General features: G+C 63.1%; 25 protein-coding genes. 11 read left to right on the top strand and 14 right to left on the bottom strand.

Annotated elements, in window-relative coordinates; genetic code table 11:
- The first annotated feature begins 37 nt into the window (after nucleotides 1-37).
- Nucleotides 38-1,474, top strand: coding sequence for an NAD-dependent succinate-semialdehyde dehydrogenase (locus AB4M76_RS03175; RefSeq protein ID WP_368440354.1), 1,437 nt, complete (start codon nucleotides 38-40; stop codon nucleotides 1,472-1,474).
- 112 nt (nucleotides 1,475-1,586) lie between these two features.
- Here the strand turns inward: AB4M76_RS03175 and AB4M76_RS03180 are convergent, their stop codons facing one another.
- The 8 genes from AB4M76_RS03180 to AB4M76_RS03215 form a co-directional block, all read right to left on the bottom strand.
- The gene (locus AB4M76_RS03180) at nucleotides 1,587-1,883 is read right to left on the bottom strand and encodes a hypothetical protein (RefSeq protein WP_368440355.1); all 297 of its coding nucleotides are present in this window, start codon (nucleotides 1,881-1,883) and stop codon (nucleotides 1,587-1,589) included.
- A 264-nt stretch (nucleotides 1,884-2,147) separates the two neighbouring features.
- Nucleotides 2,148-2,723 carry a HupE/UreJ family protein gene (locus tag AB4M76_RS03185; protein ID WP_368440356.1) on the bottom strand — a complete coding sequence of 192 codons (576 nt, stop codon included), beginning with the start codon at nucleotides 2,721-2,723 and terminating at the stop codon, nucleotides 2,148-2,150.
- A gap of 95 nt (nucleotides 2,724-2,818) precedes the next feature.
- A complete protein-coding gene (gene ureG / locus AB4M76_RS03190) occupies nucleotides 2,819-3,547 on the bottom strand; it encodes an urease accessory protein UreG (RefSeq protein WP_368440357.1) in 729 nt (242 codons plus the stop codon).
- A gap of 18 nt (nucleotides 3,548-3,565) precedes the next feature.
- Nucleotides 3,566-4,393 (bottom strand): urease accessory protein UreD, encoded by an 828-nt coding sequence (locus AB4M76_RS03195; RefSeq protein WP_368440358.1) that lies wholly within the window; start codon nucleotides 4,391-4,393, stop codon nucleotides 3,566-3,568.
- Nucleotides 4,371-5,021 (bottom strand): urease accessory protein UreF, encoded by a 651-nt coding sequence (locus AB4M76_RS03200; protein ID WP_368440360.1) that lies wholly within the window; start codon nucleotides 5,019-5,021, stop codon nucleotides 4,371-4,373. The genes AB4M76_RS03195 and AB4M76_RS03200 overlap by 23 nt, the downstream gene beginning before the upstream one ends.
- A 35-nt stretch (nucleotides 5,022-5,056) precedes the next feature.
- Nucleotides 5,057-6,766, bottom strand: a complete 1,710-nt coding sequence (locus tag AB4M76_RS03205) for an urease subunit alpha (RefSeq protein WP_368440361.1) — start codon at nucleotides 6,764-6,766, stop codon at nucleotides 5,057-5,059.
- Nucleotides 6,753-7,073: an urease subunit beta gene (locus AB4M76_RS03210; RefSeq protein ID WP_368440509.1), complete on the bottom strand. Its 321-nt coding sequence runs from the start codon at nucleotides 7,071-7,073 to the stop codon at nucleotides 6,753-6,755. Before AB4M76_RS03210 ends, AB4M76_RS03205 begins: the two co-directional genes overlap by 14 nt.
- 233 nt (nucleotides 7,074-7,306) lie before the next feature.
- Nucleotides 7,307-7,609 carry an urease subunit gamma gene (locus AB4M76_RS03215; RefSeq protein WP_368440362.1) on the bottom strand — a complete coding sequence of 101 codons (303 nt, stop codon included), beginning with the start codon at nucleotides 7,607-7,609 and terminating at the stop codon, nucleotides 7,307-7,309.
- Between the two features lie 403 nt (nucleotides 7,610-8,012).
- Between AB4M76_RS03215 and kynU the strand changes: the two genes are divergently transcribed.
- Genes kynU through AB4M76_RS03240 form a run of 5 tightly spaced genes read left to right on the top strand, consistent with a single transcriptional unit; the run spans nucleotide 8,013 to nucleotide 13,848 of the window.
- Nucleotides 8,013-9,209, top strand: coding sequence for a kynureninase (kynU, locus tag AB4M76_RS03220; protein ID WP_368440363.1), 1,197 nt, complete (start codon nucleotides 8,013-8,015; stop codon nucleotides 9,207-9,209).
- Nucleotides 9,206-10,819: an alkaline phosphatase family protein gene (locus tag AB4M76_RS03225; RefSeq protein ID WP_368440364.1), complete on the top strand. Its 1,614-nt coding sequence runs from the start codon at nucleotides 9,206-9,208 to the stop codon at nucleotides 10,817-10,819. The genes kynU and AB4M76_RS03225 overlap by 4 nt, the downstream gene beginning before the upstream one ends.
- Before the next feature lie 35 nt (nucleotides 10,820-10,854).
- Nucleotides 10,855-11,787, top strand: a complete 933-nt coding sequence (locus AB4M76_RS03230; protein WP_368440365.1) for a tripartite tricarboxylate transporter substrate-binding protein — start codon at nucleotides 10,855-10,857, stop codon at nucleotides 11,785-11,787.
- An 8-nt stretch (nucleotides 11,788-11,795) separates the two neighbouring features.
- On the top strand, nucleotides 11,796-12,356 hold the full coding sequence (locus AB4M76_RS03235) for a tripartite tricarboxylate transporter TctB family protein (protein WP_368440366.1): 561 nt from the start codon (nucleotides 11,796-11,798) through the stop codon (nucleotides 12,354-12,356).
- Nucleotides 12,357-12,366: 10 nt separating this feature from the next.
- Complete coding sequence (locus AB4M76_RS03240; RefSeq protein ID WP_368440367.1) at nucleotides 12,367-13,848, top strand: tripartite tricarboxylate transporter permease; 1,482 nt, start codon at nucleotides 12,367-12,369, stop codon at nucleotides 13,846-13,848.
- A 92-nt stretch (nucleotides 13,849-13,940) separates the two neighbouring features.
- Here AB4M76_RS03240 and wrbA read toward each other — a convergent pair whose 3' ends face one another.
- Nucleotides 13,941-14,534: an NAD(P)H:quinone oxidoreductase type IV gene (gene wrbA, locus AB4M76_RS03245; RefSeq protein ID WP_368440368.1), complete on the bottom strand. Its 594-nt coding sequence runs from the start codon at nucleotides 14,532-14,534 to the stop codon at nucleotides 13,941-13,943.
- A gap of 170 nt (nucleotides 14,535-14,704) precedes the next feature.
- Complete coding sequence (locus AB4M76_RS03250; protein ID WP_368440369.1) at nucleotides 14,705-15,637, bottom strand: VOC family protein; 933 nt, start codon at nucleotides 15,635-15,637, stop codon at nucleotides 14,705-14,707.
- Nucleotides 15,638-15,751: 114 nt separating this feature from the next.
- Between AB4M76_RS03250 and AB4M76_RS03255 the strand changes: the two genes are divergently transcribed.
- The gene (locus tag AB4M76_RS03255; RefSeq protein WP_368440370.1) at nucleotides 15,752-16,669 is read left to right on the top strand and encodes a LysR family transcriptional regulator; all 918 of its coding nucleotides are present in this window, start codon (nucleotides 15,752-15,754) and stop codon (nucleotides 16,667-16,669) included.
- A 17-nt stretch (nucleotides 16,670-16,686) separates the two neighbouring features.
- Entirely contained in the window at nucleotides 16,687-17,577 is an 891-nt protein-coding gene (locus tag AB4M76_RS03260; RefSeq protein ID WP_368440371.1) for a LysR family transcriptional regulator, read from the top strand.
- 307 nt (nucleotides 17,578-17,884) lie between these two features.
- On the opposite strand, the gene fahA is transcribed toward AB4M76_RS03260, so the two are convergent.
- Genes fahA through hmgA form a run of 3 tightly spaced genes read right to left on the bottom strand, consistent with a single transcriptional unit; the run spans nucleotide 17,885 to nucleotide 21,136 of the window.
- Entirely contained in the window at nucleotides 17,885-19,135 is a 1,251-nt protein-coding gene (fahA, locus tag AB4M76_RS03265) for a fumarylacetoacetase (protein ID WP_368440372.1), read from the bottom strand.
- 10 nt (nucleotides 19,136-19,145) lie between these two features.
- Nucleotides 19,146-19,781 carry a maleylacetoacetate isomerase gene (gene maiA, locus AB4M76_RS03270; protein ID WP_368440373.1) on the bottom strand — a complete coding sequence of 212 codons (636 nt, stop codon included), beginning with the start codon at nucleotides 19,779-19,781 and terminating at the stop codon, nucleotides 19,146-19,148.
- 5 nt (nucleotides 19,782-19,786) lie between these two features.
- Nucleotides 19,787-21,136 (bottom strand): homogentisate 1,2-dioxygenase, encoded by a 1,350-nt coding sequence (hmgA, locus tag AB4M76_RS03275; RefSeq protein WP_368440374.1) that lies wholly within the window; start codon nucleotides 21,134-21,136, stop codon nucleotides 19,787-19,789.
- Between the two features lie 140 nt (nucleotides 21,137-21,276).
- Here hmgA and AB4M76_RS03280 point away from each other — a divergent pair, with 140 nt between their 5' ends.
- Nucleotides 21,277-21,732 carry a MarR family winged helix-turn-helix transcriptional regulator gene (locus AB4M76_RS03280; protein WP_368440375.1) on the top strand — a complete coding sequence of 152 codons (456 nt, stop codon included), beginning with the start codon at nucleotides 21,277-21,279 and terminating at the stop codon, nucleotides 21,730-21,732.
- Nucleotides 21,733-21,749: 17 nt separating this feature from the next.
- Here the strand turns inward: AB4M76_RS03280 and AB4M76_RS03285 are convergent, their stop codons facing one another.
- Nucleotides 21,750-22,535 carry an IclR family transcriptional regulator gene (locus AB4M76_RS03285; protein ID WP_368440376.1) on the bottom strand — a complete coding sequence of 262 codons (786 nt, stop codon included), beginning with the start codon at nucleotides 22,533-22,535 and terminating at the stop codon, nucleotides 21,750-21,752.
- 123 nt (nucleotides 22,536-22,658) lie between these two features.
- Here AB4M76_RS03285 and AB4M76_RS03290 point away from each other — a divergent pair, with 123 nt between their 5' ends.
- Together AB4M76_RS03290 and AB4M76_RS03295 are read left to right on the top strand one after the other, a co-directional pair.
- Nucleotides 22,659-24,518, top strand: a complete 1,860-nt coding sequence (locus AB4M76_RS03290; protein WP_368440377.1) for a TRAP transporter permease — start codon at nucleotides 22,659-22,661, stop codon at nucleotides 24,516-24,518.
- Nucleotides 24,519-24,536: 18 nt separating this feature from the next.
- Nucleotides 24,537-25,568, top strand: a complete 1,032-nt coding sequence (locus AB4M76_RS03295; RefSeq protein ID WP_368440378.1) for a TAXI family TRAP transporter solute-binding subunit — start codon at nucleotides 24,537-24,539, stop codon at nucleotides 25,566-25,568.
- Nucleotides 25,569-25,621 lie beyond the last annotated feature (53 nt).

Here is a 25,621-nt window from a genome sequence, read left to right on the forward strand (position 1 = left end):
GTGACCCTTGCCCCAACATCTCATGCAAGAGGGCATCATGGTCACATATCCAGAATTAAAGCTCTATATCGGCGGCGAATGGCGGACAACATCCAGCGATATGGCCGTGCTCAACCCGGCGACAGAGGCGGAGATTGGCCGCCTGCCCCGCGCGGAAATCCCCGACCTTGATGACGCGCTGGCGGCTGCCCAAGAGGGCTTCCGCATCTGGCGCCGCACCGCGCCCCGGGACCGTGCCGACCTGATGCTGCGCGCCGCCAAACTGCTGCGCGAGCGGCAGGAAGAGATCGCCCAGTCGATCACCGCCGAACATGGCAAACCCTTGGCACAGGCCCGGCTGGAGGTGATCCGGGGGGCGGAGTTTATCGAATGGGACGCGGGCGAAGCGGTGCGCACCTATGGCCGGGTGATCCCCTCGGCCCATGGCGTGCGCTATGTGGTGCACCATGAACCCGTCGGCGTCGTGCTGGGCCTCTCGCCCTGGAACTTCCCGATGAGCCAGCCCTGCCGCAAGATCGCCGGGGCGCTGGCCAGCGGCTGTTCGATCATCCTCAAAGCCGCCGAGGAAACCCCGGCAGGCGCGCAGCATATCGTGCAGGCCTTCCATGATGTCGGGCTGCCTTCGGGCGTGCTCAACCTCGTCTTCGGCGAACCGGCGCAGATCTCCAGCCATCTGATCGCGCAAGAGCCTGTGCGTCTGGTGGCCTTCACCGGCTCCACCGCCGTCGGGCGGCAGCTCACCACACTGGCGTCGGAAAACATGACCCGCGTGTTGATGGAACTCGGCGGCCATGCGCCCGTGATCGTCTGCGAAGACACCGATGTCGAGAAAGCCGCCCTCAGCAGCGCCATCCGCAAATACCGCAACGCCGGTCAGGTCTGCACCTCGCCCACACGGTTTTTCGTGCATGAAAGCATCTATCGGCCCTTCGTCGACCGTTTTGTCCAACGGGCGAAAGAGACGGTCGTGGGCAATGGCGTAGAAGAGGGCGTCGAGATGGGCCCGCTCGCCAATGACCGTCGCGTGCCCGCCCTCTCGGCTCTGGTCGAGGACGCCCGCGACAAGGGCGCCGAAGTGCTCACCGGCGGCGCCCGCCATGGCAACAAGGGCTATTTCTTCCAGCCGACCGTGCTGGCCAATGTGCCGGAAAACGCCCATGTCATGCAGGAAGAACCCTTTGGCCCCCTTGCTGTGATCAACCCCGTGGGCTCGCTCGACGAGGCCATCGCGCAGGCCAATGCAACACCCTTCGGGCTCGCCGCCTATGGCTTCACCAACCGCGCCGACTATGTCGACCGGATGACGGATGAGGTGGAGGCCGGCAATATCTCCTTCAACACGCTTGAGGCCTCCTTGCCCGAGACCCCCTTCGGCGGCGTCAAATCCAGCGGCTACGGGCGCGAAGGCGGCACCGAGGGGCTGGAGAATTACATGAACGTCAAGAACATCTCACATAGTATGGAGATCGTTTGAGGCAGGCCAAGACCGCGCCGCATCTACGCTCTCAACCAATCGCCAAAAAAATGCAGCCGCGGGGAAATCCTCGCGGCTGCATCGTCATTCAGTAGAACCAGATCAGACCGAATCAGCGGCTGTCATTGCCCGGGCCGTAGCCGCCATAGACAGGTGTGTGGTTCACGGTATGCTCGCCGCTGCGGCTGGAAAATGTCGGCACGCCACTCTGACCGTATATCGACGTATCGAGCCGCAGATCGGCTTCGCGATCCGACAGGCTTTCGTCTCGGATGTCATTGCCGGCGCTATAAACTACATCAGCGGTCTCGCGGGTGTCGAGACGGATATCGTCGTATTTGGTGGAGGTGCCAGCATATGCGCCAGTGGCCAGAGTTGCGGCGGCGAGGGTGCTTAGAATAAGTTTCATCGGGTTTCCCTTTCAGGTTCAAAGTTATGTCGTCAGCGCCATCAGTGGCGCCTTCGAGACCCATATGGGGGAAACCTTGGAAGGGTATAATGCGTCTTTTTGGAATATGATTGCTTCCATCCGGGATGCAATCAAGGCCGACCCTGTGCCGACGATCAAGTCTCTATCCGCCGCTGCTACCGTCAATCAAGGGCCGACGTACGTGGGATCTCGGGCGCCACCACACCTGAGCCAAAGGTTCATTAACACCTGGTACCTTGGCTTTCACCCAGCCACTGCCGCCCAAACGCCGCCGAATACTGTGGCACAGCCCAATCCGCGAATGATCTGCGAATTAACCAAACTCCGCGCGGAGGCCAGGGCGACCACGACGCCCGCAGCGTGGAGAAGGGCGGTGGATAGCACGAAGCCAGCGCCGAAGGTCAGGGCCGTGGCGGCGCCCAGCTCGCTGCCATGTGCGACACCGTGGAACAGGGCGAAGGCGGCGACGACCCCCATGGCGGCAGAGGTTGGCAAGCGCATCGACAGGGCGACGAGAAAGCCCAGAGCAAAGACCGACGCCAAAATCATCGGCTCGACCAGAGGCAGGGTGAAGCCCGACAGAGCCGCGACAAAACCGACGGTCATGGCCGCCATGAAGGACGCGGGCAGAGCCCAGCAAGCGCGGCCTCCGAGAACAGCCGCCCAGAGACCTACCGCCACCATGACGAGGATGTGGTCGAGGCCGAATAGCGGGTGCGACAGGCCAGCGGCGAAAGACCCATGTTGCTCGGGGTTCAAATGCGCAAGGGCCGGTGTGGCGGCGATGGTAAGCGGGGCGAGTGCTAAAATGCGTTTCATATCGTGCTCCTATTCATCTGGTATGAAAATTCTCGACGTCTTTGGCCGGGGGGCGGATCGCGCCTCATTCCAGCACTGCGCCGCTCAGCCTGGGGTCAATCATCGTGATGCGTATGGCTGTGACCATGGGCGTCACCATGGGCATGGTGATGCGGCGCCATGGGGCCGGGGTCTTTGGGGATATGGCCGCCTGACGCATAGGTTTCGCGCATGTCGCGCACCCAGTTGCAGAGCTGTTCGACCGTTTCGGGACGTTTGCGCGATAGGGCGAGCACCGGGCCGCCGTCCCGCGCCCGGGTCGCGTCTGACACCATTTGCTCGACATCCACATCGACATGCGCGCCTAGATCGATCTTGTTGATCACCAAAAGATCCGCGCCGCTGATGCCCGGACCGCCCTTGCGCGCCACATCGCCGCCGCCGGCCACGTCGAGCACGAAAAGCTGCGCATCCACCAGCGCGGGGGAGAATGTCGCGGTGAGATTGTCACCCCCACTTTCCACCAGCACGATATCCAAGGGGGCAAAATCGCGCTCCATGTCCTCAACCGCGATCAGGTTCATCGTGACATCATCGCGGATCGCCGTATGCGGGCAAGAGCCTGTCTCAACCGCGCGGATGCGCTCTTCGGGCAGGACACCGGCGGATTTCAGAAAGCGGGCGTCCTCGTCGGTGTAGATGTCATTGGTGATCACGCCGAGGCGAAACTCATCGCGCAACTGGCGACAGATCGCGGCAATGACAGAGCTTTTGCCGGTGCCGACCGGCCCGGCCACGCCCAAGCGCAAGGCACGGGATTGACTGGTGGTGTTGGTATCATGCATCTCCGGTTCTCCTTGATATTAGATCGCCCATGGGGCGCCGAGTATGTTCAATCCGTCGTGCAGCAAGCCGCGCAGGGCGAGGCTGTCGGGGGCCGCCGCCGCAATCGCAACGCCGGGGCCGGGCAGGGGGGCAAGGGCTGCGTCTTGATGATAAGGCCGCGCGGATGGCGGGGCGTCGCCCCAGTCGGGGTCCACCACGAGGATGGAGCCCGCCGCCCGGTTGCCATCCAGCACGGCGGCGCCGTCCCAGCCCTGTGTCGCGGGGCCAAAGCTCAGCCGCTGGTCATAGAGCGCGCGGTTGGCGCGGGTGATCCGCAGGCGGCTGCTGAAGTCGCCGGGCTCTTCCCCATGGCGGCCCAGCAGCAGTTCTTCGCGCAGCACCAGCCGCGCATCGGCGGCGAGGTTGATCCGCAGCTCATGCAGGTGATGACAGCGCTGCGCGGCGATGATCGGCTCGGCCCACCAGACAAAGGTCGCGCCCGCTGCGACATTGACGGTGACCGACATGCGCGACTGTCCACCGCCGATGCCGGGCAGCACCAGCATGGCCGAGACCTCTTGCAACAGCAGAGTGCTGCCCGCACCGACCTCCACGTTCAACGCATAGGCATCTCCCCCCAGCGGCCCCGCCGTGCCCGCGGCCAGCGCCACCCGCGCGATGTCGGTGCGGCGCTGCGTCAGCGGTTCCGGGCCTTTGGGGTTGCTCTTGCGCAGAACCAGTGGCCCGTCAGAGCGCAGCACATCAACGTGGCTGCTTCTGCCTGAAAACAGGGTGCTGAGACGCGCATGGGCGAACATCGCCCCTGTGGCCAGCTTATCGGGATCACGAAGCGAAGAGTCGTACATCGGACCTCCTGTGATGTTCAGCGGCAATATCCGCCAAGGGAGATCCGGGGGAGGGCAGATCGGGGGCAGGCCTATGGGCAAAGGTCGCCGCATAGGCCGCCAGTTCATCGAGCCGCCCGGTCATACGCGCGAGGATCGCATGGACGCGGAAAGGATCAACCGGCATCAGCTTGGCCGCGGCGGCCGCCGCGCCGGAATTGTTTTCGTGCAGGATAGCGAGGGCGGCTGCCGCAGGGCCAAGGCCAAGCGCGGCGGCTGCTATGCCCATCACCAGCGGCTGATGCGGGGCAGACCCCAACTGCTCAAAATCCGCATGCGGATGAATGCTTTGCATCGCGCGGCGCAGCTGGCGGCCCAGATCACGGGAGACTTTGCGCAATTCGGGCGAGGGGATGCGGGCGTCAAGCTCGGCTTCCAAGTCTGCCAGATCCGACAAATCCCCCCCTGTCGCCCGCGCGCAACTGGCGGCGGCAAAGGCCGCAGCGACCAGACCCGCCGTCTCCACCCGACCGATCAGGAAGGCTTCAAGATCACCCATATCCCGCACCCGCCGCGCCCGCACCGCAGGCTCCAGCCCGCCGGAATGGGCGTAGCCCCCGGCGGGCAGACGCCCGTCTGCGAGCAGCAAAAGCGCCGCCTGTTGCCCTGTCGCGCGGTCCAGCATCAGAACAGGAAGTAGCGCTGCGCCATAGGCACTTCGCTGGCCGGTTCATGGTCCGCGATCTCGCCATCGATCTTGACCGAATAGGTGTCGGGGTCGACTTCGATCCTGGGCAGGGCGGTGTTCTCGGGCATGTCCTCCTTGCCGCGCCCGCGGGTGTTCTCGATGGCGACGAACTTGCGGTTGGTGTTGATCCGGTCGGCAATGCCATCGTCAATCGCCGCCTGTGAGACAAAGGCCAGCGAGGTCGCGCCCGAGGCGGGGGAGTGGACGTTGTACCCGACCCGCTCCATCACCGGCTGCGGCGTCGGGATCGAGGCATTGGGATCGCCCAAAGCCGCCGTTGCCACCATGCCGCCGGTAAAGACCGTATGCGGGCGCACGCCGAAGAGCGCCGGTTGCCACATGACGATATCGGCCTTTTTGCCGATCTCGATCGAGCCGATCTCGCGCTCCATCCCATGCGCCACGGCGGGGCAGATCGTATATTTCGCCACATAGCGCCGCGCGCGCATGTTGTCGGCGCGGCTGTCACCGGGGGCCGCGCCGCGCAGTTTCTTCATCTCATGCGCGGTCTGCCAGGTGCGCATGACCGTCTCGCCGATGCGCCCCATGGCCTGCGCGTCCGACGACATGATCGAGATCGCGCCCATGTCCTGCAAGATATCTTCGGCGGCAATGGTGCCCGCCCGCACCCGGCTTTCGGCAAAGGCCAGATCGTTCGGCACCTGCGGATTGAGGTGATGCGCCACCATGACCATATCGAGATGCTCGGCCACGGTGTTATGGGTGAAGGGCCGCGTGGGGTTGGTGGAGGCGGGCAGCACGTTGCGCTCCCCCGCGATGGAGATGATGTCAGGCGCGTGACCGCCGCCCGCGCCTTCGGTGTGGAAGGCATGAAAGGTGCGGCCATCGACGGCTTTCAGCAGGTTTTCGACAAAGCCCGCCTCGTTCAGCGTGTCCGAGTGGATCGCGACCTGCACGCCCGACTCTTCGGCCACCGAGAGGCAGGCGTCGATGGCGGCGGGGGTGGCGCCCCAGTCCTCATGCACTTTGAAACCGCCCACGCCGCCGCGCAACTGCTCCCACATCGCCTCTTTCGACATGGTGTTGCCGCGGCCCAGAAAGAGCACATTGACCGGCCAAGGGTCGAAACCTTCGAGCATTCGTTCCATCCACCAGGCACCCGGCGTCGCGAGTGTCGCCTTGGAGCCTTCCGTCGGGCCGGTGCCGCCCCCGGTCACCGTGGTCACGCCGGCGGCCAAGGCCACCTGCAACATCTGCGGCCCGACGAAATGCACATGGGTGTCAATCGCGCCCGCGGTGGCGATCAGGCCGTTGCCCGCCATGACTTCCGTCGAAGGGCCGATGACCAGCGCCGGGTCGACCCCGTCCATCGTGTCGGGATTGCCCGATTTGCCGATGCCGACGATACGCCCATCGCGCACGCCGATATCGGCTTTGATCACGCCCCAATGATCCAGAATAACGGCCCCGGTGATCACCAGATCGGGCGTGCCTTCCGCGCGGGTCTGCGAGGATTGCCCCATCGACTCGCGGATCGACTTGCCGCCGCCAAAGACGGATTCATCACCGCCGCCCGCGCGGTCTTCCTCCACCTCGATCGTCAGACAGGTATCAGCCAGCCGGATGCGGTCGCCTTTGGTCGGGCCGTATGAGGCGACATATTCGCGGCGATCAATTCGTTGCATTGTCGAGCTCCCCTTTGCACAAGCCGCGCAAACCCAAGACGATGCGCTTGCCCTGTATCGGCACCAGATTCACCTCCGCCACCGCACCGGGCTCGAACCGCTCGGCCCCGCCCGACAGCACCGCAAGGCGTTTGCCCCAGGCGGCATCCCGGTCAAAGTCGAGCGCCGCGTTCACTTCGGCGAAATGAAAATGCGAGCCGATCTGAATCGGGCGGTCCGAGGTATTGGCGACCCTTATCGTCGTCACCTCCAGCCCTTCGTTGATGACGACATCGCCCTCGCCATAAAGGATCTCGCCCGGGATGATCGGATCGGCATCGTGATCCAGTGCCGCTTCCTTCTGGCGGCGCGGGGCTTGGCGGGTGCCGCCGCCGGGACGGCGCGGCTCGCTCGGCCCGCTGGGGCCGGATGACTTTGTGCGTTCGGGCGATTCCGCGCTGGTCTGATCATAGGCGCGACCGGGATCATCGGTGGTATGTTTGGGCCGTTCCGCATCGGCGTTGTCAGACACAAGCTGGGCGAATGGGTTGAGTTTCTTGGTCATCGGATCGGCTCCATCACGGTTACGAGTTTGGTGCCATCGGGAAAAGTTGCCTCGACCTGGATCTGGGCGATCATCTCTGGCACGCCTTCCATCACGTCGTCGCGGCTGAGCACATTGCGACCGGATTCCATGAGATCGGTCACCGTCTCGCCATCCCGCGCCCCTTCGAGGAGGTAGGAGGTCAACAAGGCGGTGGCTTCGGGGAGGTTCAGTTTCAGGCCGCGCTGCCTTCGTTCCAACGCCAGTTTTCCGGCGGTGTAGATCATGAGGCGCTCTTGTTCATGCAAGCTGAGTAACATCCGTTCCCTCCAGATTGGTAACCATGTCCTCGAAAGATACTTGCACGCTGAAATTCAAAGTCACGAAAATTAAAGGGCAGTGAAGGTTACCTACCGCCCTCCTCCCGGCCCCTTAAGCAAGGCAGCGCGCCTCTGATCTCGCTGGGTAGAGGCTGAGACACCCTCCCATTCCGATAATTGACCGCTATCTGGTATCGTATTTTCGGATAACCACTTCGGCCCAATCCGAGCGCTTTCCAGAGCCGCCCGATGTATCCACCACCGAATAATATGGTGCGTGATGCGCGGCCATCGGCGCGGCAGCTCCGGTCCGTCAAACGGCGTGAAATCGGGCCCGAAGCCTTGACGGATGCGGTTCATAAGCGGCTGGGAAAGATCGCTAAATGCAAAGAGAGGACAGAGGTTGACTGATTTTGACTGGACACGAGAGCAGTTCGACTTGCCGGACGGCATGATCTATCTGAACGGCAATTCGCTGGGGCCGATGCCGCGGGCCTCCGTGCCGGCGATGACCAGCTTTCTGAACGACGAATGGCGCACCGAGCTGATCAAGGGCTGGAACACCAAGAACTGGTTCATGCAGACCAATACGCTCGGCGACCGCGTCGGCCGGCTGATCGGCGCGCCCGAGGGGACGACGGTGGTGGGCGATACCCTGTCGATCAAAGTGTTTCAGGCCGTGGCCAGCGGGATGGCGATGGTGCCGGAGCGCAAGGTGGTCCTGTCGGACAATGGCAACTTCCCGACCGACCTTTATATGGTCGAAGGTCTGATGAAGCTGAAAGACGCAGGCTATGAGCTGCGCGCGCCGGACCCTGAAGAGGTGATGGAGAATATCACCGAAGAGGTCGGCGTGGTGATGCTGACCGAAGTCGATTACCGCACCGGGCGCCGCCACGACATGAAAGCGGTCATCGAAAAGGCCCATGCGGTCGGCGCCGTGGTGGTCTGGGATCTGGCGCATTCGGCGGGCGCGGTGCCGGTGGACGTGCAGGGCACGGATGTCGATTTCGCCATTGGCTGCACCTATAAATACCTCAACGGCGGCCCCGGCGCGCCCGCGTTCATCTATGTGGCACCGCGTCTGCTGGACACGGTCGAGCCTTTCCTTTCGGGCTGGTATGGCCATGAAGCACCATTTGCCTTTGACACCGATTACCGCCCGATGCCCAACAAGATCGAGCGGATGCGGATCGGCACGCCCTCGATAGCCTCTTTCGCCTTGCTCTCCGTCGCCTTGGACATTTGGGATCAGGTGGACATGGAAGAGGTCCACGCGAAAGCGGTGGAACTCTCGGAACTGTTCATTCGCGAGGTCGAGGCGCGGTGCCCGGGGCTGGTGCTGGTCAGCCCGCGCGATCCGCAGGTGCGCGGCAGCCATGTGTCCTTTGCCTTTGAGCACGGCTATGCCGCGATGCAGGCGCTGATTGCCGACAACGTGATCGGGGATTTCCGCGCGCCGAATGTCATGCGCTTTGGCATCACGCCGCTGTTCGTGAATGAGGCCGACATCATCGGCGCGGTCGACAAGCTTGAGGATATTCTCAAGCAAGAACGCTGGAAAGAGGACCGGTTCCAGAAACGCTCGCTGGTGACATGAGCCCGCGCAACATCCTCTTTATCATGTGTGACCAGCTGAGGTGGGACTACCTTGGCTGCACCGGTCACCCGTCGATCCGCACGCCGCATATCGACGCGCTGGCCGCCCGCGGTCTGCGGTTCGATCGGGCCTATGTGCAGTCGCCGATCTGCGGGCCAAGCCGGATGAGCTTTTACACCGGCCGCTATGTGCGCAGCCACGGGTCGAGCTGGAACATGGTGCCGCTGAAACTGGGTGAGCGGACATTGGGGGAATATCTGCGCCCGCTCGGCCTGCGCACGGTGCTCTGCGGCAAGACCCATATGACCGCCGATATCGAGGGGATGCAGCGGCTTGGCGTCTCGAAATCCTCGGACATCGGGGCGCTGGTGGCGGAATGCGGCTTTGAGGTCTGGGACCGGCTGGACGGGGTGCACCCGACGGGCGGCAAAGTGCCGTCGCATTACAACGATTACCTCGCAGGCAAAGGCTATGACGGCGAAAACCCCTGGCAGGATTGGGCCAACTCCGGCGAGGATGCCGAAGGCAATATCCTCTCCGGCTGGTTGATGAAAAACGCCCGCCAGCCGGCACGGGTCAAGGTGGAGGATTCCGAAACCAATTATACAACCGCGCGGGCGCTGGAGTTCATCGATCAGGCGGGGGTGGAGCCGTGGTGCCTGCACCTGAGCTATATCAAGCCCCATTGGCCCTATATCGCGCCCGCGCCCTATCACGATATCTATGGCGCGGAAGATGTGCCGCCCGCCACGCGCAGTGAGGCCGAGCGCGCCGATCCGCATCCCCTGCTGGCGGCCTATCAGGCGCATCGCACATCGAAATGCATGGCCCGGGACGAGGTGCGCACGGCGGTGATCCCGGCCTATATGGGGCTGATCACGCAGATCGACGACCAGATCGGCGTCTTGATGGACCACCTTGAAAAGACCGGGAAACTCGAGGACACGCTGATCGTCTTTACCTCGGACCATGGCGATTATCTGGGCGATCATTGGCTGGGCGAGAAGGAGCTTTTTCACGAGCCTTCCGTGCGCATTCCGCTGATCGTGGTGGACCCGGATGCCCGCGCCGATGCGACGCGGGGGCAGGTGAATGGCGATCTGGTCGAGGCGATCGACCTTGTGCCGACCTTCATCGAAGCCTCGGGCGGCGAGGTGCCGGATCATATCCTTGAGGGTCATTCGCTCATGCCGCTGCTGCGCGGAGAGCAGGACTGGCCGCGCGATGTTGCCGTTTCGGAATATGATTTCGCCTTTCGCGAGGCCCGCGCCTTGCTCGGCAGCGGTGTGAAGGACAGCCGCGCGGTGATGGTTTTCGACGGGCGGTGGAAGCTGGTTCACGTCACCGGTTTCCGCCCGATGCTGTTTGATCTGGCGCGTGATCCGCAAGAGTTCACCGACCTTGGCGATGATCCGGATCATGCCGCCACCCGCGACCGTTTGGGGCGGGACCTGCTGCGCTGGACCGAGCGGCTGCGCACGCGCACGACCATGAGCGACGCCCGCGTCGATCAACTGACCGAGATCGAAAAGGATGAGGGGATCTGGATCGGTTTCTGGGACGAAGCGGATGTCGCGCGCGCAAAGAAAGCGCCGAAAGGCCGCTCCTGACCGCAGCAAAACAATCATGAAATGGAGGAGATATCATGAAACTCAAAACCTTTGGCCTTGCCGCCGCGACCGCCCTTGCGCCGCTTGCCGCGCTCGCGGAATATCCTGAAAAACCAGTGTCTTTCGTCGTGCCGTGGCCTCCGGGTGATCTGGCGGATATCACGACGCGGATCATCGCGGATGAATTCCAATCCACCTATGACGTGGCCTCGGCGGTGCTGAACAAGCCCGGCGGCGGTGGCGGGCCTTTCCCCGGGGCGGTCTATGCCGCACAGCAGCCGGCGGATGGCTATACCGTGGGCGCGCTGGTCAACGCGATCCCGGCCTTCGGCGACAAGGTGGGCATCGCAGAGCTGAACCCGAACCCCTTCGAGCCGCTTGGCATCTATCTGACCTATCCTTTCGTGATCGCGGCGCGCGGTGATCTGCCTTTCGCGTCGATCGAAAAGCTGGCGGAATATTCGCAGGACAATGGCGTGGTGCTGGGCCACTTCGGCGCAAAACTTCTGCCGACCCGCGCGGCCTTTGCACTGGCCAAGTCGACCGACATCAATTTTGCCTCTCACGCGGCTTTCGATGCGCTGGATTGCAACACATTGGCCTCGGGGGATGCGGATATCATCACCGTGACGGTGCAGACGATCCTGCCCTGTATGGACAGTATCACGGTGCTCGCGACCTTTGGCGACACGCGTTTGCCGCTGGCCCCCGATGCCCCCGCGGTGACCGAGATCGTGCCCGATCTGAACCTGTCTTTGTGGAACGGTCTTTTCGTGCATAAAGACACGCCGCAGGAGGTGCGCGACCAGATCACCGAAGTGGCCGAACGCGCCGTCAACTCCGAACGGATGCAGAAGATCGCGGCCCAGACCGGTGCGCTGATCGAATGGTCCGACAAGGGTGCGACAGAAGCGCGGATCGAGTCTGACAAGGCCGCGCTGGCTGTCATCAACGACCTGCTGCAGTAGAGCGTCCGATGCAAGAGAAGACAGAGATATATCAAACCTCCGCCGGCGTTCTGAAGATGTTTCGCCGGGAGCGGCGGCGGGGTGATTTCGTTTTCGCCGTGGCCATGCTTGTCTTCTCGCTCATTCTGCTCGCGAGTTTTCCGTCGCAGACGACGCGGGCAGAGTTCACCGCCTGGTCCGCCCAGCCGACCCTCTGGCCCGCCATTGCGGTGATCGGCATGGTGATCTTCGCGGTGCTGAACCTTCTGGGTTCGGTGATGTCCCCGCGGATTCCGGGGCGGCTGAAGGAGTTGCGCGTCTGGCTTGGCTTTACCGAGTTCGCGGGCTGGTTCATCCTTTATGTCCTGCTGGTCCCGGTGCTGGGCTATCTGCCGATGAGCCTTTGGATGGCCGTGGCGTTGTTCTGGCGCAGCGGCTATCGCAGCCGCAAGATGCTGGGCGCGGCCATTCTGATGGGGCTTGGCACCGTGCTTTTGTTCAAAACCGGGCTGCGGGTGAATGTCCCCGGGGGCGCTGTCTACGAGTGGCTGCCCGCCGGGCTGCGCAACTTCCTTATCGTCTATTTCTAAAGGACAGAGCATGGAACATCTGCTTCCCGCCATTGACCTTCTGTTGCAGCCTGCGGTGATCGTTGCGCTGCTGATCGGCTCGGTCGGCGGTGTCGTGATCGGGGCCATTCCCGGCGTGGGGCCGGCGGTGGCGATTGCGATCCTCTTGCCGACGACCTTCATCTTCGAGCCGCTGGTCGGGCTGTCGCTGCTGCTGGGGATCTACGGCTCGTCGATGTATGGCGGGGCGCTGCCGGCGATCTTGATGAACACGCCCGGCACGGCGGTCAATGCGCTGACGACCTATGACGGCTACCCGCTGACCCGGAAGGGGCAGGCACAGCGCGCGCTCGGGCTGGCCTATTCGGCGTCTTTCTTCGGGGCGGTGGTCTCGATCATTTCGCTGGTTGTCCTCATGCCGGTGCTGGCCAAAGTTGCGCCGATGTTTGGCTCGCGTGAGATTTTCCTCGCCGCGCTTTTTGGCATCATCCTGATGATCCTGACCCATCGCGGGCAGGTCTTTGCGGCGGGGATGATGACCTGTTTCGGCATCCTGCTGAACACGGTGGGGATGGAGCCGATCAACTACACGCAGCGGTTCACCTTTGGGCAGTCCTGGCTGAGTTCGGGCGTCAATCTGGTGGTGGTCGTGCTGGGGCTTTTCGCGCTGAGCCAAGCCTTTCTGCTGCTGTCGGGGTCAGACAAACATGTGAAGCCGCAAAAGATCAGCGGCAGTGTTTTCAGCGCGATGCGCGAGTTTTGGCGGCACAAACGCGTGGCGGCGGTGTCCTCCGGCGCGGGGGTGGGGATCGGGATCATCCCCGGCGTGGGCGAGTTCGTCTCGCAATTCGTGGCCTATTCCTATGCGTCGAGAACCTCGAAAACGCCGGAGCAATTCGGCAAGGGCGCGCCCGAGGGTTTGATCGCCTCGGAGGCCGCGAACAACTCGGTGCCCGCCGCAGCGCTGATCCCGCTTTTGGCCCTTGGGGTGCCGGGGGAGAGTCTGACGGCGATGATGCTGGCGGTGTTCTATGTGCATAACGTCGTGCCGGGGCCGCAGCTTTTGACGGGGCAGTTGGATTTTGTCATAGCGCTTTATCTGGCGCTCTTGTTCCTCAATATCGTGGCGCTGCTGTTCCTGCTGGGGTCGACCAAGACGCTCATTCGGGTGATCAACATCCCCAATCGGATTGTTGGCACCATGGTGCTGCTGTTTTCCTTTGTCGGGGTCTATTCGCTGCGCAACTCGCTGACGGATTGCCTGATTGCCACCGGGTTCGGCCTTTTTGGCGCGATCCTGAAACGGCTGAACATCCCGATCGTGCCGATCATTCTCGGCATGGTTCTGGGCGGCATCATGGAAGCGAAGTTCCGCAGCGCCATGACGCGCATCCAGTCGCCGCTTGATCTGTTTGACCGTCCAATCTCGGCGGTGTTGATCATCGCGATTGTCGGCCTGTTGCTCTTGGCGCTGAAGACGGCGGCACAGCAGTATCGCAGGCATTGCACCTAGGGGCGCGGCGGCAACTTTCCGCTTCGGGGGCGCAGTCGATGCGCTTCCGCGCGGGGCGGTTTGCGCCGGTGAGGGGCGCAAACCGGCGCGGGTCAGGCGCTCAGTTTCTCGGCGGTTTCCACCAGACGGCGGGCCTGATGGCCGATGGCCGCTTTCACGTCATCGGTGAATTCCGCGCCTTGCGTATGGCTGTAGCCATAGGGGTTGCCGCCCACCTTAAAGATCACCGGATCGGTATAGCCCGGCGCCACGACAAAACCGCCCCAATGCATCGCGGTGATGTAGAATGAGTGCAGCGTCGATTCCTGACCGCCATGGGCATTCTGGGCCGAGGTCATGGCAGAGATCGGCTTGTTCGCCAGCCCGCCTTTGGCCCAGACACCGCCCAGAGTGTCGATAAAGGCGCGCATCTGGCTGGCCATGACGCCGAAGCGGGTGCCGGCGGAGAAGAGATAGGCATTGGCCCATTCCATATCCTCCAGCGTGGCTTCGGGGATGTCGGCGGTCTTTTCCTTCTGCGCCTGCCAGGCGTCGACCCCTGCGACAACCGCATCAGGCGCGGTTTCGGGGGCTTTCAGCAGACGGACTTCGGCACCCGCAGCTTTGGCGGCCTCGGCGGCGATCTCGGCCATCTGGTGGTTGGTGCCGTAGCTTGAGTAATAGACGATTGCGAGTTTGACGGTCATGGTGGTCTCCTTTTGGTCAATTAAGCGGGGCGCGCGGGTTCAGCGCTTGTGTTTCCGAGTAGATAGCCCCTGGCGGTGTTGCTGAGAATGATCGCATAGCGGCGTTCACCATTGCGATCTGAGCAACAATGGCGGGGCGGGCCAGCGCGCGAAACTGGCCCGCGCCGTGCCTAGCTTGCCAGCGGCGGCAGCAGGCTCTCGATCTTGTCGCGGTGCGGCTCATAGCGGGTCGGCAGTTTCAGCGCCTGGCCGAGATGTGCGGTATCCTCGTCCCGGTCAAAGCCCGGCTCGTTGGTCGCAACCTCGAACAAGACACCGCCCGGGGTCCGGAAATAGATCGCCCAGAAGTAATCCCGGTCGATCACCGGGGTCACCTGATAGCCGGTGTCCATCAGCGCCTTGCGCACCTCAAGCTGGGCGGCGCGGTTCTCGACCGCAAAGGCGATATGGTGGACCGACCCGGCCCCCTGTCCGGCGGCATGGCCGTCCTGAATCTCTTCGAGGTCGATCGTATCGGCCGCATTGCCGCCCTCGATGCGGTAGCGCGTGACATTGCCTGCGGTCTCCTCCTTCTGGTAGCCCATGAAGCGCAGCAACTCGCCGGTCGCCGCGGCGTCGCGCAGGCTGAAGCGGGCACCGTGGAAGCCGAGGATGCCTGCGTCTTCGGGCACATCCGCGCCGCTCCAGGGGCTGCGGCCCTTCTCTTCGCTTTCCACCAGCGCAAAGCCGTCCTTGTCCGGGCCATCGAACTTCAGGCGGGTCTCGCCCAGAAAACTGTCTTCCGACAGGCCGGTGACACCGTGGTTGCCAAGCCGCTCTTTCCAGAAGGGCAGGGCGCCTTTCGGGACGGCAAACTCGGTGGTGCCAACCTCGCCGGTGCCACGGCGGCCCCGGCGCATCTGGCCGAAGGGGAAGTAGGTCATGACAGAGCCGGGCGTGCCAACCTCGTCACCGTAATAGAGGTGATAGACCTCGGGCGCGTCGAAGTTGACAGTTTTTTTCACCCGGCGCAGGCCGAGGGTCTGGGTGAAGAACCGGTTATTTTCCGCCGCATCCTCCGCCATGGAGGTGACGTGGTGCAGGCCTTTGATTTGCTTGATCATGGGGATCGCCTTTCAGATCGTTGCATGTGCTTGCCCCCCAGATAGCCTGTCTTGCCATTGCGCAGAATAGAAATGACCTTGCATTGACTGTTGCCGCCAGTGCAATAATACCCCATGCAAGACATCAAGCCCGTCCGTGTTTTCCTGAAAGTCGTCGAGCTCAGCAGTTTCGCCGCCGCCGCGCGCAGTCTGAATATGACACCCGCCTCGGTCACGCGGATCGTGGCGCGGTTGGAGGCGGATCTCGGCCAGCAGCTGCTGTTGCGCACCACACGGCAGGTCTCTCTGACCAGCGCCGGGGCGATGGTGGCGGCGCGCTTTGGGCCGGTGGTCGAGAGTTTCGATCAGGTCACCGAAGAGATCACCCGCGCAACCCGGCCCGACAAGGGGCGGCTGTCGATCAACGCGCCGCTGTCGCTGGGGATGCGGCTCTTGCCTGCGGTGATTGACCGGTTCCGGCTCGCCTATCCCAATATCTCGGTCGATGTGCAGTTGAACGACAGGTTGGTCGATATTGTCGAGGAAGATTGCGACCTCGCCATCCGCGTCTCGGGGCCGCCGAGCGATAAGTCGACGATCTGGCGCAAGATCTGCGAAGTGCCGCGCCATGTGGTGGCCGCGCCGTCCCTGCTGGAACGGATGTCGCGCCCGCAGGAGCCGGATGGGCTGGAGCCGCGGTTCTGCATGTCCTATTCCATGGTCGGGCAGGCCGAGGAGTGGACCTTTTGCAAAGAGGGGCGCCGCCGCACGGTGACGGCGGAGAGCGAGGTTATTTCGAACAATGGCGATTTCCTCTATTCGCTGACGCGCTTGGGCAATGGGGTCGCGGTTTTGCCGGATTTTATCGTCAAGGACGGGCTGGCGCGGGGCGAGGTGGTGAAACTCTTGGAGGACTGGCAGCTATCCCCGCTCTGGCTCACGCTGTTCTATCCGCCCTATGAGGTGCTGCCGCCGCTGGTGGCGACATTCACGGATTTCTTTGAGAGCCATCTGAGCGAGGTCGCGGAGCTCGATTTCGGCAAAGCCTTGTAAACGGCAAAGGGGGAGAGATGGACCGACTGGAATGTGACCGCATGTTCGTCGCCGTGATGGAGACGGGGAGCTTTGTCAGCGCGGCGGACCGGCTGAAGACAAGCGCCGGGCAGGCGTCGAAACTGGTGTCGCGGCTGGAAACGGACCTCGGCGTGCGGCTGCTCAACCGCACCACCCGTTCGGTCTCGCCGACAGAGGCGGGGCAGGCCTATTACGACCGGCTGCGTCCGCTGCTTGATGAGCATGACGCGCTGGACCTCGATATCCGCAATATCTCCCAGACCCCGCGCGGGCGGTTGCGGGTTTCTGTGCCGCAGACCTTTGGGGTGGTCGGCCTCGCGCCGCTCCTCTCGCGCTTTGCGGCGGATTATCCGGAGATCGAGCTCGATGTGAATTTCTCCGACCGGGCGGTGCATCTGGTGGAGGACGGTTTCGACCTCGCGGTGCGCATCGGGCGGCCGCAGATTTCGAGCCTCGTCATGCGCAAGCTTTTTAACGTCCGGCTAACCGTCGTGGCCGCGCCCGACTATCTCAGCCGCAATGGCACGCCCGCGCGGCCCGAGGATCTGTCGGCGCATAATTGCATCCTTGATACCAATTTCGCCGACCCCAGGAAATGGCCGCTGAAGACCGGGCAGGGCGAGGGGGTGCGGGTCGCGGGGCGGGTGCGTTTCTCCAATGCCGAGGCCTGTCTGAAAGCGGCGGAGGCCGGGCTGGGGCTGGCCTGTGTGCCCAATGTGATCATCGGGGATGCGATCAGCCGTGGCCGCGTGCTGCGGCTTTTGGAGGATTTCGAGCCCGAGCCCTATGATCTCTATGTGCTCTACCCCCACAGCCGCCAACTTTCGACCAAAGTGCGGCTTTTGGTGGATCGGCTGGTGGACCATTACAAGGGCCAGCCGCAGTAGTTGTTGAGCTGATTGCATCCCGGATGGAAGCAATCATATTCCCAAAAGACGCATTATACCCCTCCAAGGTTTCCCCCATATGGGGCTCGAAGGCGCTGATGCGCTGTGATCTGGTTCTACTGAATGACGATGCCGCCGCGAGGATTTCCCGCGGCGGCATTTTTTTTGATCCGACAGGACGAGGGCGCGCGTGGAGCGGCGCGCCCTGATGACCGGCCCAGGCGATCTCCATACGATGGGAGATATTCTTGCCCTTCAGGTAAAGTGCCGCCGCCGGGGGGGCTGGCCCCCGCCCCGGGGGGGCCGTTCAGTCGAGGACAGGGGCGGGGCGCAGGGTGCCGGAACAGTCGCCGAAGCCGATCTTATAGCCATCGCCCTGTGCCGCGCCGCGCAGGGTGAGTGTGTCGCCGTCCTCTAGGAAGGTCCGTGTCTCGCCGCTGTCCAGCGTGACGGGTTCCTTGCCGCCCCAGCTCAGTTCCAGAAGGCTGCCCCGGTTTTCCTTTTCGGGCCCGGAGATCGTGCCGGAGCCCAAGAGATCGCCCACCCGCATCGGGCAGCCACTGGTGGTATGGTGGGTAAGCTGCTGCGCCGCGGAATAATACATCACATTGTAATTGGTGCGCGAGAGGATCGTTTCAGACTTGCCTTCGGGGGCAAGGGCCACTTCGAGGTCGATGTCATAGAGCATCGGGCCGGGTTCTTGCAGATAGGGCAGAAGCTCTTTCTCGCGCGGCGGGGTCGAGGCGCGGAAGGGCTCCAGCGCGTCTTTGGTCACGATCCAGGGGCTGATGGTGGTCGCTGTCGCCTTGGCCTGAAACGGCCCGAGCGGCTGGTATTCCCAGGCCTGGATGTCCCGCGCGGACCAATCGTTGAGCAGCACATAGCCAAAGATCATGTCATCGGCCTCTTGCACGCTGACGCGGCCCTTTGAGGGTTTGCCGACGATGGCGCCCATTTCCAGCTCCAGATCGAAGCGTTTGGAGGGGGCGAATACCGGCATCTCGGCATCGGGGGCTTTCAGCTGCCCATTGGGGCGGGTCACATCGGTGCCGCTGACCACCACCGAGGAGGCGCGGCCGTTATAGCCGATGGGGATATGCAGCCAGTTCGGCGGCAGCGCATTGGCCGGATCGCGGAACAGGGAGCCGACGTTGAAGGCATGATGCCGCCCGGCATAGAAATCGGTAAACTCGCTAACGGTGAAGGGCATCTCCAGCGTCGCATCGGCCATTGGGACCAGATGCGCTTGCAGTTTGGTCTGCTCGGCGGCGCCTTCGGCCAAGGCGGAGGTCAGATGGGCGCGAAAACTGCGCCAGACGTCGGCGCCAAGCGCCATGAAGTCGTTCCAGGTGCCACGGGCAAAGACCGCCCCAGCGGGCAGGTCGAGCAGGCCCGCCGCTTCCAAGGCGGTCACGTCGAGGATCTGGTCGCCGATGGCGACGCCGGCATGCAACGCGCCGCCGTTCACGTGGAAAGCGCCGTAGGGCAGGTTGTTCAGGGGGAAGTCGGTCTCGGCCGTATTGGCGCTGTCGACCCATGAGCGCATAAGCTCTGTCATATCGTGTCCTTCAGTTTGCATCTGGCTGGTTTTCGGGGCGCGCGGCGTCAAAGGCCGGCAGGCGCAGGGCCTGCTGTTCAATGTCGAGCAGCCGCGCAAAGGGGGTCATGTCGACGCCCCAGCGGTGAGCGTTGTAGAGTTGCGGGACAAGGCAGAGGTCGCAGAGCAGGGGGACATCCGCAAAGCTGAATGCCGGGCCTGTGGGGAGCAGCGCCTGATAGGCCTGCAGCCCCTCGGCGATCCAATGCCGCATCCATTCGGTTCCCTCATCCGCCGTCAGCCCGTGCTGGGTTTTCAGGCGGCTGACGACCTTGAGGTTGTTGATCGGGTGAATGTCCGTCGCGATGACCTGTGCGGCCGCCAAGACCTGAGCGCGCTGGAAGGCATCCTCGGGCAAAAGCGCGGGATCGGGGGCGATATCGTCAAGATAGGCCATGATCGCGAGCGATTGGGTCAGCGCCCTGCCGTCTTCCAAAAGCAGGGTCGGCACCCCTTTGATCGGGTTTTGGGCGACATAGTCCGGGGCGCGTTGCGCCCCGGCGACGAGATCCACCGGGACCGTTCGGTAAGGCAGCCCCTTGAGGTTCAGCGCTACCCGCACGCGGTAAGACGTGGTCGAGCGCCAATAGGAATAGAGCGTGAGCATGGCGGTTATTTCTTACCCGGCGTGCCGTCGAACTTCTTTTCCATATCCGCCCAGCAGTCGATGTAATCGTCCTGCAGCGGGGCCTCTTTCCCGGCAAACTGGGTCAGCTGTTGCGGAAAGCGGGTTTCGAACATGAAGGACATGGTATTGTCCAACTTCTCTGGCCCGAGATCGGCGTTCGAGGCTTTCTCAAAGGCGTTGCGGTCCGGCCCATGCGGCAGCATCATATTATGGAGGCTTACCCCGCCGGGCACGAAACCCTGCGGTTTGGCATCGTATTCGCCATAGATATTGCCCATCAGCTCGGACATGATGTTCTTGTGATACCATGGCGGGCGGAAGGTGTTTTCGGCCACCATCCAGCGCTCGCGGAACAGCACGAAATCGATATTGGCCGTGCCTTCCTGCCCCGACGGGGCGGTCAGCACGGTAAAGATCGACGGGTCGGGATGGTCAAAGAGGATCGCGCCGACCGGGCAATAGGTCGTGAGGTCATATTTATAGGGCGCGTAATTGCCGTGCCAGGCGACCACGTCCAAGGGGCTTTGCCCGATCTTCGTCTCATGGAACTGGCCGCACCATTTCACGGTAACGGTCGACGGCACTTCGCGGTCCTCAAATGCCGCCACCGGGGCTTTGAAATCACGCGGGTTGGCCATGCAGTTGGCCCCGATCGGGCCGCGGCCGGGCAGTTCGAACTTCTGGCCATAGTTCTCGCAGACAAATCCGCGGGCCGGGCCGTCGAGCAGCTCGACCCGGTAGACAAGGCCGCGCGGCAGGATTGCGATTTCCTTGGGCGCGACGTCGATGATGCCAAGCTCGGTCGCGAACCGCAGCCGGCCCTCCTGCGGGACGACGAGCATTTCGCTGTCGGCGGAAAAGAAATAGGCGTCCTGCATGGATTCGGTGACCAGGTAGATATGGGTGGCCATGCCCACCTGGGTATGCACATCGCCCGCCGTGGTCATGGTGCGCATCCCGGTCAGCCAGGTCAGAGGCTCATCCGTATGCGGCACCGGGTCCCAGCGGTACTGGCCAAGGCTGGTGACATCCGGATTGATGTCAGGCGCAGAGCGGAAATAGGGCAGGTCGATCTTTTCGTAGCGGTGGCTGTGTTTGACCGAGGGGCGAATGCGGTAGCACCAGGTGCGTTCGGGCCGGACATCGGTAAACGCGGTGCCGGAGAGCTGCTCGCCATAGAGACCATAGTTGCATTTCTGCGGGCTGTTCATGCCTTGGGGCAGGGCGCCCGGCAGCGCCTCGGTTTCAAAGTCATTGCCGAATCCGGGCATGTAACCGGGGGTGATCGTGTCACCTTTGGCCTGAACCAACGCGCTTTTGCCATTCTCTGTCATCGTTTTCCCTTCCCTCGATGCTGCCGCTGACCGGCGCTAAGCCAGCCGGGTTAGAATCGTTTCACTTGCAACGAATAGCCATCCGTGGGACAATCCGTCAAGACCATTTCATTTGCAACGATCGAAAAAGAGCGGTTCCCATGGCATCGAATGACTTCAACCTGTCGGATTTCCTGCCCTACCGATTGTCCGTATTGGCCGCGCGGATGAGCAAAGAACTGTCGAAGGTCTATGGGGAGCCCTATGGTCTCTCCACGCCGGAATGGCGGGTTCTGACCCATGTGGCGCACCGCGAAAAAATGTCGGTGCGTGAAATCCGGGTCAGCGTCTCGCTCGACAAGCCCAGTGTCAGCCGGGCGGTGGCAAAGCTGGAAAAAGCCGGGCTTCTCGCCAAATCGACCTGCGCCCGCGATCATCGTTTGCTTGAGATCGAGGTGACCGAAAAGGGGCTGGAGGTGTTTCACCGGATCGCGCCCGAAGCCCTGGCTTTCGAGGAGGCGGTTCTGAACGCCTTCAGCGCGCAGGAGCGGGAGCAATTGGATGCCCTGTTGACCCGGTTGCAGGATGTTTTGGACGCCCAGACCGGCACGGGCTGAAAGCTGGCCGCGCGCGCTTAGCCGACATTGGCGGCGTAGAGCGCGCCGATCTCCCGTGCCGTCGCTTTCAAGTCTTCCAAATGCGCTTTGACAATGGTGGGGACGCTGTGCTGCTCGGCCAGCCAGATCAGGCTGACCGCGCCGACAATATGACCCTCGGCGGCGATGGCCACCGCAATTGCACTCGGAACCCCGCCGTAATCCACCGCCCGCCCCCAATAGGCGTCCTCTCTGGTGGCGTAGCCCTGGGCGCGCACTTCGCGCAATTTGGCCGGCAGGGCCAGGGCGGCGGTTCGGTCTTTGCCCGTGGTATGGACCGCCAAACGGGCGGAATATTCCGCTTCCTGCGCCGGCTCCAGCGCCGCAAGAAAGGCGCAGCCCAGGGCTGACCGGAAAGGCGAGGGTCTGTAGCCGATGCAGTCGGGAAAGATGCCATGATCAGAAAAGGTCCGCGTTGTATCGACGATCTCGATCCGTCCGTTGCCAAGCGGCGCGGCAAGGTCCACGCCAAGGCCGGTCGCTTCGGAGAGGGCGAGGATCGCCGCGGCCCCGGCCTCGACCAGCGCGTCGATCGAATCGGGGCGGGGATTGACCCGCGGAAACCGGGAGCCGACCCGGTAGCGGCTGTCACTTCGGCTTTGGGTAAGCCAGCGTTGCTGGACCAGAGTGGCGCAGATTCGCAGGATTGTCGGCTTGGGCAATCCGGTCCGCTCGGCCAGAAAAGCCAAGGAACACACGCCATTGCTGGAGATAACCTCCAGAATCTTAAGGCCGCGTTCAACGGAGCGGTTTAATTTGGTCATATCGTTCCACCTGGTGAAATCGATGATGGACCATCAAACATTCGCTGTCTAGTTCTTGCGCAAATCGCGGCAGGGTCGGAGGAGGCCTTTGCCGGGCGCCGCATTCGGAGGAGATGAGGACCGATGCAAAACCTGCTTTCTAAATCCGTGACCGGATTGAACCTGGCGCTATCAGGCCTGATCATTGCGGTGGTTTTCTATGTCTCCGTCTTTGGGGTCTTCAGCGAATCCTATCTGCGCGTCGGGATGCTTCTGGTGGGGGGGCTGTTGATCCTGCTGACCCAGATGGAAAGCCGCCACGGCGTCGCCGGGAAACCTCTGGCGCTGCTCACCGCGGCTTTCCTCGGGGTCTCGGTCTATCAGTATTTTCGCGCGGCGGCAGAGATCGAGACCGGGCTTTATTTCCTGACCTCCGCCGATATCTGGCTGGGCACCCTGGGGCTGATCGCCGTGATCGAACTGACGCGGCGCTCTGTCGGCATGGTCATGGCCAGCGTGGCGGCGCTTGTGCTGCTCTATGGCGCCTTCGGGCAATATGCGCCCGGCTTCATGCGCCATGCGGGCATGACTTCGGAGGAGTTGATCCAGGTTCTATGGTATTCTTTCGATGGCGTGTTTGGCCGGCCCATGGCGACGGTGGTCTCCACCATTCTGATCTTTATCGTCTTCGGCGCTTTTCTTGAGTTTCTCACCATCGACCGGGTGCTGGTGAAACTGGCGCTTGCGGCCACCGGGCGGGTTCGGTCGGGGCCCGCGGCGGCGGCGACCATCGCCAGCGGGCTTTTCGGCACGATCTCGGGCAGTGCCGTGGCCAATGTGGTGGGCACCGGGGTCATCACGATCCCGCTGATCAAGAAACGCGGGTTCAAAGCGCATTTCGCGGGCGCGGTTGAGGCCGCGGCCTCCAGCGGGGGACAGATCACGCCGCCGATCATGGGGGCCGTGGCCTTTATCATGGCCGATGTGACCGGCGAGCCCTACCTGACGATCTGCGCCGCGGCGGCTGTTCCGGCGATCCTCTATTATGCGGGGTTGTTCATGGCGACCTCCAGTGCGGCGCGCGACATGGACCTTGATGTCTCGGCGCAGCCAAAGCTCGATTTCGTCTGGCGCGAAGTGGCGCAGATCATCGTCTTCATGCTGTCGCTGACCGCCATTGTCGTCGCCATGGTGGGCGGCTCCTCCCCGGCCTATGCGGGGTTCATCGGCGTGGCCTTTGCGGTGGTGCTGGGCTTTGCGATCAAGCCGGGGCTGCTGACCGATGTGCCGTCGTGGATCAGGTTCATCCGCGCGGCGGGGCTGATCTCGGCCCAGCTTGTGGTGATCGTGGGGGCGGTTGGCATCATCATCGGCATTCTCAACCTCACCGGCGTCGGGCTGCGCTTTGCCTCGCTGGTGGCGAGCTATGCGGATGGGCAGCTGGCGATCTCGCTTTTGCTCATGGCGGTGGCCTGTCTGCTGCTGGGCATGGGGATGCCCACGGTGCCGGCCTATCTGATCATCGTGCTGGTCATGGGGCCTGCGCTGCAACGTCTGGGCGTGCCGATCATCCACACGCATATGTTCGTGCTCTATTTCGGCGTGCTCTCGGCGGTGACCCCCCCCGTGGCCCTCGCGGCCTTTGCCGCCGCGCCCATTGCCGGGGCCGGAGCGATGCGCACGGCGGTCGAAGCCTCGCGGCTGGCGCTGCCGGGGTTCGTGATCCCCTTTGCCTTTATCTATCAACCGGCCATGCTGCTCGGCACCGGCTATCCGCTGGCGGAGTCGGCGCAGTCGATCCTGTTTGTGACGCTCGCCGTGCTGCATATCTCGCGGGCCTGCTACCCGACGAAGGGCAAGGCGCGCTATGCGCCGGTGGGGCTCGCCATCGCTTTCGCGCTCTTGTTTTTCGGACCGCTCGTATCCTGGGCTGCGGTGGCCGCCACCGTGGCGCTTTGGTCCGCTGTCAGGTTCGGGACGTTCCTGACCCCGAAAGTTTCTTGATCCAGAGGAGGATGATCAATGACCAATCCAACATTCACGCGCCGGGGGTTTCTTGGCACCGCCACAGGGGCCGCGGCACTTGCCGCTCTGCCGGGCGGGGCATACGCCAAGGACATCCTGCGCATGTCGACGCTCGGGCCGGGCACCAGCCCGAACCTCGTGATGACCACTTTCGCGAATATCGTGAATGGCGCGCTGCCGGACTATGAGATCCAGTTGAATGCGACCGGTGCCGCGACCCGCCATGTGCTTGAAGTGGCGATGGGGCGCAGCGATTTCTGCATGTCCTCGCCCGCCATCCATGCGCTGATGCGCCGCCAAGCGGCAATGTATGAAAAGATCGATCAGGCGCCGGAGCTGGTCAAGAACCTGCGCACCGTGCTGAACTTCCCGATGGGGGTCTATCACATCGCGGTTTACGACTCCTCTGGCATCACCTCGATTGACCAGATCGCGGGCAAACGCGTCTTCCTCGGCCCTCCGGGGGGCGCGGCCTATGCCACCATGGCACGTCTGTTCAAAGCCGTGGCCGGGCTGGAAGAAGGCAGCGATTACGAAGCGGTCAAACTCGGCTGGGACGCGGCGGCGGCGGCATTCCAAGACGGTAACATCGACGTCTATTGCAACCCGACCAACGCGCCGAGCCCGGCGCTGACCCAGATCGCGGTGACCAATAAGATCCGCTTTCTTGGCATAACCGACGAAGCGCTTGAGACCGAAGGGGTGCAAGCGCTGGTTGGCCGCCCCGGTTTCAGCGCGGCAACCCTGCCCGCGGGGATCTATGGCGCCAATCAAGTCAATGACGCGGATGTCACCACCCTAGGCGTCACCGTGGGGATCGTGACCAACAAGGACGCGGATGAGGAAATGGTCTATCAGATGACCAAAGCCTTCTACGACGGTGTGCAAGAGGCGGGCGACAGCGCGCCATGGCTGCGGGCGATCACGCCCGAAGGCGCGGTGCAGGACATCAACCTGCCGCTGCACCCCGGTGCGCTGCGCGCCCTGACCGAACTGGGCGTCGACATCCCCGACGCGGCGAAAGCCTGAACTGAACAGCCGGGGCGGAAAGCGCCCCGGCCCCCCTTTCTACATTCTTAAAT

The organism is Sulfitobacter sp. PS-8MA, from assembly GCF_040933935.1.
Classification (GTDB): domain Bacteria; phylum Pseudomonadota; class Alphaproteobacteria; order Rhodobacterales; family Rhodobacteraceae; genus Sulfitobacter.

Bases quoted from the DNA above. Each gene is read 5' to 3' on its own strand.
- AB4M76_RS03175 (WP_368440354.1), top strand. From the start codon at position 38: ATGGTCACATATCCAGAATTAAAGCTCTATATCGGCGGCGAATGGCGG.
- AB4M76_RS03180 (WP_368440355.1), bottom strand. From the start codon at position 1,883: ATGAAACTTATTCTAAGCACCCTCGCCGCCGCAACTCTGGCCACTGGC.
- AB4M76_RS03185 (WP_368440356.1), bottom strand. From the start codon at position 2,723: ATGAAACGCATTTTAGCACTCGCCCCGCTTACCATCGCCGCCACACCG.
- ureG (WP_368440357.1), bottom strand. From the start codon at position 3,547: ATGCATGATACCAACACCACCAGTCAATCCCGTGCCTTGCGCTTGGGC.
- AB4M76_RS03195 (WP_368440358.1), bottom strand. From the start codon at position 4,393: ATGTACGACTCTTCGCTTCGTGATCCCGATAAGCTGGCCACAGGGGCG.
- AB4M76_RS03205 (WP_368440361.1), bottom strand. From the start codon at position 6,766: ATGCAACGAATTGATCGCCGCGAATATGTCGCCTCATACGGCCCGACC.
- AB4M76_RS03215 (WP_368440362.1), bottom strand. From the start codon at position 7,609: ATGTTACTCAGCTTGCATGAACAAGAGCGCCTCATGATCTACACCGCC.
- AB4M76_RS03225 (WP_368440364.1), top strand. From the start codon at position 9,206: ATGAGCCCGCGCAACATCCTCTTTATCATGTGTGACCAGCTGAGGTGG.
- AB4M76_RS03230 (WP_368440365.1), top strand. From the start codon at position 10,855: ATGAAACTCAAAACCTTTGGCCTTGCCGCCGCGACCGCCCTTGCGCCG.
- AB4M76_RS03235 (WP_368440366.1), top strand. From the start codon at position 11,796: ATGCAAGAGAAGACAGAGATATATCAAACCTCCGCCGGCGTTCTGAAG.
- AB4M76_RS03240 (WP_368440367.1), top strand. From the start codon at position 12,367: ATGGAACATCTGCTTCCCGCCATTGACCTTCTGTTGCAGCCTGCGGTG.
- wrbA (WP_368440368.1), bottom strand. From the start codon at position 14,534: ATGACCGTCAAACTCGCAATCGTCTATTACTCAAGCTACGGCACCAAC.
- AB4M76_RS03250 (WP_368440369.1), bottom strand. From the start codon at position 15,637: ATGATCAAGCAAATCAAAGGCCTGCACCACGTCACCTCCATGGCGGAG.
- AB4M76_RS03255 (WP_368440370.1), top strand. From the start codon at position 15,752: ATGCAAGACATCAAGCCCGTCCGTGTTTTCCTGAAAGTCGTCGAGCTC.
- AB4M76_RS03260 (WP_368440371.1), top strand. From the start codon at position 16,687: ATGGACCGACTGGAATGTGACCGCATGTTCGTCGCCGTGATGGAGACG.
- fahA (WP_368440372.1), bottom strand. From the start codon at position 19,135: ATGACAGAGCTTATGCGCTCATGGGTCGACAGCGCCAATACGGCCGAG.
- maiA (WP_368440373.1), bottom strand. From the start codon at position 19,781: ATGCTCACGCTCTATTCCTATTGGCGCTCGACCACGTCTTACCGCGTG.
- hmgA (WP_368440374.1), bottom strand. From the start codon at position 21,136: ATGACAGAGAATGGCAAAAGCGCGTTGGTTCAGGCCAAAGGTGACACG.
- AB4M76_RS03280 (WP_368440375.1), top strand. From the start codon at position 21,277: ATGGCATCGAATGACTTCAACCTGTCGGATTTCCTGCCCTACCGATTG.
- AB4M76_RS03285 (WP_368440376.1), bottom strand. From the start codon at position 22,535: ATGACCAAATTAAACCGCTCCGTTGAACGCGGCCTTAAGATTCTGGAG.
- AB4M76_RS03290 (WP_368440377.1), top strand. From the start codon at position 22,659: ATGCAAAACCTGCTTTCTAAATCCGTGACCGGATTGAACCTGGCGCTA.
- AB4M76_RS03295 (WP_368440378.1), top strand. From the start codon at position 24,537: ATGACCAATCCAACATTCACGCGCCGGGGGTTTCTTGGCACCGCCACA.